This is a genomic window from Anaerofustis stercorihominis (assembly GCF_024623185.1).
Taxonomy (GTDB): Bacteria; Bacillota; Clostridia; order Eubacteriales; family Anaerofustaceae; genus Anaerofustis.
This window is the reverse complement of record NZ_JANJZK010000031.1, coordinates 1-5,667: the sequence shown is the minus strand read 5'-3', so window position 1 is coordinate 5,667 and position 5,667 is coordinate 1. Positions and strand designations below refer to the sequence as shown.

General features: G+C 46.2%; 2 tRNA genes and 3 rRNA genes. All 5 read left to right on the top strand.

Going from position 1 to position 5,667, the window contains the following annotated elements:
• The first annotated feature begins 144 nt into the window (after positions 1-144).
• The 5 genes from NSA01_RS09605 (at position 145) to rrf (ending at position 5,250) form a co-directional block, all read left to right on the top strand.
• Positions 145-1,663: ribosomal RNA gene (locus tag NSA01_RS09605) — 16S ribosomal RNA — on the top strand.
• Positions 1,664-1,743: 80 nt separating this feature from the next.
• A tRNA-Ala gene (locus NSA01_RS09600) sits at positions 1,744-1,819 on the top strand.
• Between the two features lie 11 nt (positions 1,820-1,830).
• A tRNA-Ile gene (locus NSA01_RS09595) sits at positions 1,831-1,907 on the top strand.
• A 282-nt stretch (positions 1,908-2,189) separates the two neighbouring features.
• Positions 2,190-5,050: ribosomal RNA gene (locus tag NSA01_RS09590) — 23S ribosomal RNA — on the top strand.
• Between the two features lie 83 nt (positions 5,051-5,133).
• Positions 5,134-5,250, top strand: a 5S ribosomal RNA gene (rrf, locus tag NSA01_RS09585).
• The 16S, 23S and 5S rRNA genes sit together here with 2 tRNA genes alongside, the layout of an rRNA operon.
• The last annotated feature ends 417 nt before the right edge of the window (positions 5,251-5,667 follow it).

Genomic DNA, 5,667 nt, shown 5'->3' with positions numbered 1-5,667 from the left:
CAGCGAGCTAATGATACAAAAGAATAAGAGAATAAGAAGAACGAATTAAAAAGCAGAAATGTAATTTAAGTCAGTGAAATTTGAGATATGAGTCGGAATTAAGAACAACCAAGATGAGTATCAGCCTTAGTGCTGAAACGATATTATTTTGAGAGTTTGATCCTGGCTCAGGACGAACGCTGGCGGCGTGCTTAACACATGCAAGTCGAACGAGAAGCTTACAATTGATCCTTCGGGTGAAGCTGTAAGTGGACAGTGGCGAACGGGTGAGTAACGCGTAGGTAACCAACCTCATGCAGGGGGATAGCCCAGGGAAACTTGGATTAAACCCGCATAAGACCACAGCACCGCATGGTGCAGAGGTAAAAACTCCGGTGGCATGAGACGGACCTGCGTCTTATTAGGTAGTTGGTGAGGTAACGGCTCACCAAGCCAACGATGAGTAGCCGACCTGAGAGGGTGATCGGCCACATTGGGACTGAGACACGGCCCAGACTCCTACGGGAGGCAGCAGTGGGGAATATTGCGCAATGGGGGGAACCCTGACGCAGCAACGCCGCGTGAGCGATGAAGGTTTTCGGATCGTAAAGCTCTGTCTTTGGGGAAGATAATGACGGTACCCAAGGAGGAAGCTCCGGCTAACTACGTGCCAGCAGCCGCGGTAATACGTAGGGAGCAAGCGTTGTCCGGATTCACTGGGCGTAAAGAGCACGTAGGCGGTTAATTAAGTCAGGTGTGAAAGTTTTCGGCTCAACCGGAAAAGTGCACTTGAAACTGAATAACTTGAGTATCGGAGAGGTAAGCGGAATTCCTAGTGTAGCGGTGAAATGCGTAGAGATTAGGAAGAACACCGGTGGCGAAGGCGGCTTACTGGACGATAACTGACGCTGAGGTGCGAAAGCGTGGGGAGCGAACAGGATTAGATACCCTGGTAGTCCACGCCGTAAACGATGAATACTAGGTGTTGGGGTAACTCAGTGCCGCAGTTAACACATTAAGTATTCCGCCTGGGGAGTACGCTCGCAAGAGTGAAACTCAAAGGAATTGACGGGGGCCCGCACAAGCAGCGGAGCATGTGGTTTAATTCGAAGCAACGCGAAGAACCTTACCAGGTCTTGACATCCCTTGACCGCCTAAGAGATTAGGCTTTCCTTCGGGACAAGGAGACAGGTGGTGCATGGTTGTCGTCAGCTCGTGTCGTGAGATGTTGGGTTAAGTCCCGCAACGAGCGCAACCCTTATGTTTAGTTACTAACATTAAGTTGAGGACTCTAGACAGACTGCCCTTGAAAGAGGGAGGAAGGTGGGGACGACGTCAAATCATCATGCCCCTTACGACCTGGGCTACACACGTGCTACAATGGTCTGTACAGAGGGTTGCGAAGCAGTGATGCCTAGCTAATCTCAAAAAGCAGATCTCAGTTCGGATTGCAGGCTGCAACTCGCCTGCATGAAGTCGGAGTTGCTAGTAATCGCGAATCAGAATGTCGCGGTGAATGCGTTCCCGGGCCTTGTACACACCGCCCGTCACACCACGAGAGTTGGTAACACCCGAAGCCAGTGAGCTAACCATTAGGAGGCAGCTGTCGAAGGTGGGATCAGTAATTGGGGTGAAGTCGTAACAAGGTAGCCGTATCGGAAGGTGCGGCTGGATCACCTCCTTTCTAAGAGTTTAGAAAAAAGTGACTAATATCTCAAACTTATTCTCTTTATTCAATTGTAAAGAAGTTAATGACCTAACAATGGGGGTGTAGCTCAGTTGGGAGAGCACCTGCCTTGCAAGCAGGGGGTCAGGAGTTCGAATCTCCTCATCTCCACCATATAAAAATGGGGGCTTGTAGCTCAGGTGGTTAGAGCGCACGCCTGATAAGCGTGAGGTCGGAGGTTCGAGTCCTCCCAGGCCCACCATGAATTAAGATTTAAAAGTAAGGTATTATTAAGTTAGTATCTTAGTTTTAACTCTTAATGAGTTAAGAGAATAATGCTTTTGAGTAAAAGCAACGCTTTTACGAAGAAAATAGCATTATGACTTAACAAAGAGTTAAGAGATAATTGAAAATTGCATAAGTAGAAACACAAAACAAGTATTTTTACGAATCGACAAAGAAAGTTAATGAATGATCATTAAAACAAAAAGAATTAAAGTTTGGTTAAAAAACTATAATTACAATCGAATCGTATATATCTTAGGATCAAGTTATTAAGGGCATAAGGTGAATGCCTTGGCATCCAGAGCCGAAGAAGGACGTGATAAGCTGCGATAAGCTGCGTTTAGTTGCAAATGAACTTTGAAGCGCAGATTTCCGAATGGGGCAACCCACTATGTGAAGACATAGTACCACCATGTGAATATATAGCATGGTAGGAGGGAACCCGGCGAACTGAACCATCTAAGTAACCGGAGGAAGAGAAAGAAAAATCGATTCTCCTAGTAGCGGCGAGCGAACGGGGAACAGCCCGCGTATTGAGATATATAGTGTTTAGCAGAAGTGTATGGGAAGGCACACCAAAGAAGGTTATAGTCCTGTAAGCGAAAAGCATTATATAGTTGATACGCCTTGCGAGTACCACGGGACACGTGAAACCCTGTGGGAATATGGGAGGCCCACCTCCCAAGGCTAAATACTACTGGATGACCGATAGAGAATAGTACCGTGAGGGAAAGGTGAAAAGTACCCCGTGAGGGGAGTGAAATAGAACCTGAAACCTTATGCCTACAAGCAACCAGAGCGCAAGTGATGGTGTGCTTTTTGTAGAACGAGCCAGCGAGTTACGGTGTGTAGCGAGGTTAAGCTGTTAAGCAGCGAAGCCGCAGGGAAACCGAGTCTGAATAGGGCGATAGTTGCATGCTGTAGACCCGAAACCGTGTGATCTACCCATGTCCAGAGTGAAGCGAAGGTAAAACTTCGTGGAGGCTCGAACCGGTGTCTGTGAAAAAGGCTCGGATGAGGTGTGGGTAGGGGAGAAATTCCAATCGAACACGGAGATAGCTGGTTCTCCCCGAAATAGCTTTAGGGCTAGCGTGTGACGATGAATAATGGAGGTAGAGCACTGAATTGGCTAGGGGGTGTCTTGCTTACTGAACCATATCAAACTCCGAATGCCATATATTTTAGTCATGCAGTCAGACTGTGAAAGATAAGTTCCATGGTCGAAAGGGAAACAGCCCAGACCTTCAGCTAAGGTCCCAAAATTCTGATTAAGTGGGAAAGGATGTATAATTGCTAAGACAGCCAGGACGTTGGCTTAGAAGCAGCCACTCATTTAAAGAGTGCGTAATAGCTCACTGGTCGAGTGATTATGCGCCGAAAATAACCGGGGCTAAAATCAGATACCGAAGCTAAGGATTAGTTTAACTAGTGGTAGGGGAGCATTGTGTAAAGGGTGAAGCCGAAACGTAAGTATCCGGTGGACGTTACACAAGAGAGAATGCTGGCATGAGTAGCGAGAGTATAGTGAGAATCTATACCATCGAAAACCTAAGGTTTCCCGGGCAAGGTTCGTCCCCCCGGGGTTAGTCGGGACCTAAGGCGAGGCCGAAAGGCGTAGTCGATGGACAACTGGTTGATATTCCAGTACCGAATATGTTTGTTTGAGAGATGGAGTGACACAGAAGGATAAGTTATCCCAGCTGTTGGATATGCTGGGTCAAGTAGTGAGGGTGTACGGTAGGCAAATCCGTCGTGCATAAGCCTGAGCTGTGATGAGTACCGAAATTTCAGTAGGGAAGTAACTGATTTCACGCTGGCAAGAAAAGCTTCTATCGAGAACATATTCGCCCGTACCGTAAACCGACACAGGTAGGTGAGGAGAGAATCCTAAGATGAGCGAGAGAAGTGTTGTTAAGGAACTCGGCAAAATAACCCCGTAAGTTCGCGAGAAGGGGTCCCTGTGAGAGCAGGGCGCAGTGAAAAGGTCCAGGCGACTGTTTACCAAAAACACAGGTCTATGCAAAATCGAAAGATGAAGTATATGGGCTGACGCCTGCCCGGTGCTGGAAGGTTAAGGGGATCTGTTAGCGCAAGCGAAGCAGTGAACTTAAGCCCCAGTAAACGGCGGCCGTAACTATAACGGTCCTAAGGTAGCGAAATTCCTCGTCAGGTAAGTTCTGACCCGCACGAAAGGCGTAACGATCTGGACACTGTCTCGACAACACACTCGGTGAAATTGTAGTACCGGTAAAGATGCCGGTTACCCGCGACCGGACGGAAAGACCCCGTAGAGCTTTACTATAGCTTGGCACTGAATTTCGGTATTGTATGTACAGGATAGGTGGGAGACTTAGAAACTAGGACGCCAGTCTTGGTGGAGTCGTCCTTTGGATACCACCCTTATAATGCTGGAATTCTAACCTGATACCGTAATCCGGTATAGGGACACTGTCAGGTGGGTAGTTTGACTGGGGCGGTCGCCTCCTAAAGAGTAGCGGAGGCGCCCAAAGGTTCCCTCAAAATGGTTGGAAACCATTTATTAGAGTGTAAAGGCAGAAGGGAGCTTGACTGCGAGACATACACGTCGAGCAGGTACGAAAGTAGGGCTTAGTGATCCGGCGGTTCCGAGTGGAAGGGCCGTCGCTTAACGGATAAAAGTTACCTCGGGGATAACAGGCTTATCTCCCCCAAGAGTCCACATCGACGGGGAGGTTTGGCACCTCGATGTCGGCTCGTCGCATCCTGGAGCTGAAGCAGGTTCCAAGGGTTGGGCTGTTCGCCCATTAAAGCGGCACGCGAGCTGGGTTCAGAACGTCGTGAGACAGTTCGGTCCCTATCCGTCGTGGGCGTAGGATACTTGAGAGGAGCTACCCCTAGTACGAGAGGACCGGGGCGGACTAACCTCTGGTGCACCGGTTGTCACGCCAGTGGCATAGCCGGGTAGCTAAGTTGGGACGGGATAAGCACTGAAGGCATCTAAGTGCGAAGCCCCCCTCAAGATTAGGTATCCCTTTCTTTATGAAGTAAGAGCCCTGATAGACTATCAGGTTGATAGGTCGCATGTGTAAGTGCAGTAATGTACTCAGCTGAGCGATACTAATTGCTCGAGGACTTGATCTAAAGATATAGGTACTTGTGGTTTAGAATCTTATGCAATTTATAATTATCTCTTAAGAGGGAGTTAAAAATAAAATAGTTTAAATCCTCGTGATGATAGCGACGGTGTAACACCTGTAAACATACCGAACACAGAAGTTAAGCCCGTCCACGCCTATGGTACTTGTCTGGAGACGGACTGGGAGAGCGGGTAGTCGCGGGGTTTTTTTTATGTTTTTGGTGGCAGTGACTTTTATAGGTCGCTGCTTTTTTCTTTTGTTATTTATTATTAAAATATATTATTATATGGAAATATGATATTTAGCTTTAATGTATGATTTTTAGTTTACTTCTATTTTATTGCTTTGTTTATGTAAGATTTTAGATATAAATAAAGATAAAGATCATGATCACATTTATATATTGAAATAATTTATTTTTGCTTTCCCACTTTCTTTTACTTTAATATATTTATACTTATAGATTAAACTTTTATGTTTTATGATTATTTATATAGTGTTAATACTTATTCTTTACTATTTTCTGAGAGTGTTATTTTCTAAAATTTCCTTATGTATTTTCCTTTGTTTTATTTTTATTATTTATGGCTTTTTTCTGACTCTTGGCTTTTTTTATTTTTA